The 2,006-nt window shown below is 41.0% G+C and carries 1 protein-coding gene and 2 pseudogenes; all 3 read left to right on the plus strand.

Annotation, left to right across the window (positions count from 1 at the left end):
• Positions 1-1,275: pseudogene (locus tag FEK43_RS23275) on the plus strand (hypothetical protein); the annotation flags it as partial.
• A complete protein-coding gene (locus tag FEK43_RS22770; RefSeq protein WP_135408877.1) occupies positions 1,262-1,843 on the plus strand; it encodes a hypothetical protein in 582 nt (193 codons plus the stop codon). The pseudogene FEK43_RS23275 and the gene FEK43_RS22770, both read left to right, overlap by 14 nt.
• Positions 1,844-1,923: 80 nt before the next feature.
• A pseudogene (locus tag FEK43_RS23280) lies at positions 1,924-2,006 on the plus strand (PAAR domain-containing protein); the annotation flags it as partial.

Genomic DNA, 2,006 nt, shown 5'->3' on the forward strand with positions numbered 1-2,006 from the left:
GGCACCTTCGCCAGGGGCGCGACGTCTACAACGCGGACAGGCATCTTTCCGTTGAGCAAAGTCACAGCTGAAACGGATAAATCAACAAAACAGGAATACTGGCAACTACGGCCAGAAAATGCCTATGTGCCCAAAGGGCAGGCTGAGCCTCAGCTTCTGTCACAGTATGATTTGGCGAAGCTGGGCTTCAGAACTGAAACCGCAGAGCCTGCCAGTTTTGATTACCTGGATGGAAAAAACCAGCCCACTGGATTCTTCCGCAGTCTTATCAACGCACTTTACGAGGCTGCGACCGGTGATACCCGGACCAGCCATGCACTGGTGAAGCATAATTATCAGCGCCTGCTGGATAAAATTGATAGTGGAAGCGACCGTTACTCTCCGATGGAGTACTGGAGAGCACTTCACAATCCCGACTATCGTGATGTTCTTCAGAAAACAATCGTAAAACATCCCTGCGACTGGTACTTCAAAAAGGGCGAAGCTATCTGGCAACCATTCCTGAATGCACTTAAGAAAGACGCTCCGGAATGGAAAAAATACAGCGAAGATTTCCTGGACAAGATGGCATGGATGCAGGATGTAACAACTGAGAACCTTGGCCCTTCATTATGGCATATGCATCCGATTACATTTCTTGGATCATTAATAAAGAACCGAACTGGTTGGGCGCATAGCAAATTTGGTGAATTCCTTGGTAGGGTTGAGTCTAAAAATGATTATTCTGCTTATAACGTACATGTTACCTACAGCCCACATTACAACACTAACCTAACAGGCATGACAATAAAAGAAGTTATGACTTCTCAAGAAGATGATACTTCTAATGGTCTATTTGCCACAGGGCGATTCCAAGTGGTACCAAAAACATTAAAGGATGCTGTAAGTAAACTTGGACTCAACGTCAATGACCTTTACAATGAAGAAACACAAGACAAAATATTTAACGAGTATCTTATAAAAATAAAGCGCCCAGCAATCATAAGTTTCCTTGAAGGGAATGGTAGTGTTGAAGATGCTATTTATGATTGGGCAAAAGAATTCGCTTCCGCTGGGGTAAGAAAAGGAAAAGAGATAAGTCCTTCTAAAACTGAATTTGAAACAAATCCAGACGGTTCCTTTTTGAGGGACAAGAAAGGAAAGAAAATTCACAAGAAAAGATATGCCAAAACAGAAGGTGTTTCTTACTATTCTGATGACGGGATAAATAAAGCACACATAAAACCTGACGAAATGGTTAAAGTACTTGAGGAGTCAAAAAATGAAGGTTCGTAAACTTCCCTTTCTTTTTATTGCTGCCATATGCTTTTCTGCACTAGCTAATGAAGGAGATGCTCCAAAATTCAAAGAACATAATGTGTTGTTAAGTCATGGACCATTTACGACAAAGATTCACTTAACAAGTGAGCAGCTTAAAAAATCCGAAGCATGGAAAAGTCTAATGCAGAAGCAGCTCAGCGAAAAGGCTAATTTTGCAGGGCACTATCGCCTATACATAAGCGGGAAAGGTGAATTACCTAAAGATTGCGGTGTTAATGGCTGGGTTTGCGGATGGATAGTTGACAAAGAAACTGGAACTGTAGTTTCCGAGCTGCCTTCATTTAATGGAAATTCTAAGTACTACTCCACTATTGATAATGGCACTCCTTCCCCTGACTTATTCTCTGCAGAATTTTATCCAAACAGTAATTTAATTTGGATTAATGGTGAAAACATCCCGAAAAATAAAGTAGGAAACATATCACCTGGAGATAAAAAATGCTCAAACAGCGCTTACTTATTCAATAACAACTCATTCCATAATATTTTTGAGGGTGAGTGTGAAATAGATACTGGTGGCTAACAAAGATTTATCAACAAAATCTTGTAATCAGTAAATCTAAAATGCACCAGCGATAATATCAACAAGGAAATGAGCGCAATATGCTTCAAATTATCCGTAAAGGCGATAAAACCACTCATGGCGGCTCGGTACAGACCGCTTCCGAAACGATGAAATTCGGTGG

Origin of the sequence: Escherichia sp. E2562 (assembly GCF_005781075.1) — a bacterium.
GTDB lineage: Bacteria > Pseudomonadota > Gammaproteobacteria > Enterobacterales > Enterobacteriaceae > Escherichia.

Excerpts from the sequence above, each read along its gene's own strand:
- FEK43_RS22770 (WP_135408877.1), top strand. The coding sequence starts at position 1,262 with ATGAAGGTTCGTAAACTTCCCTTTCTTTTTATTGCTGCCATATGCTTT.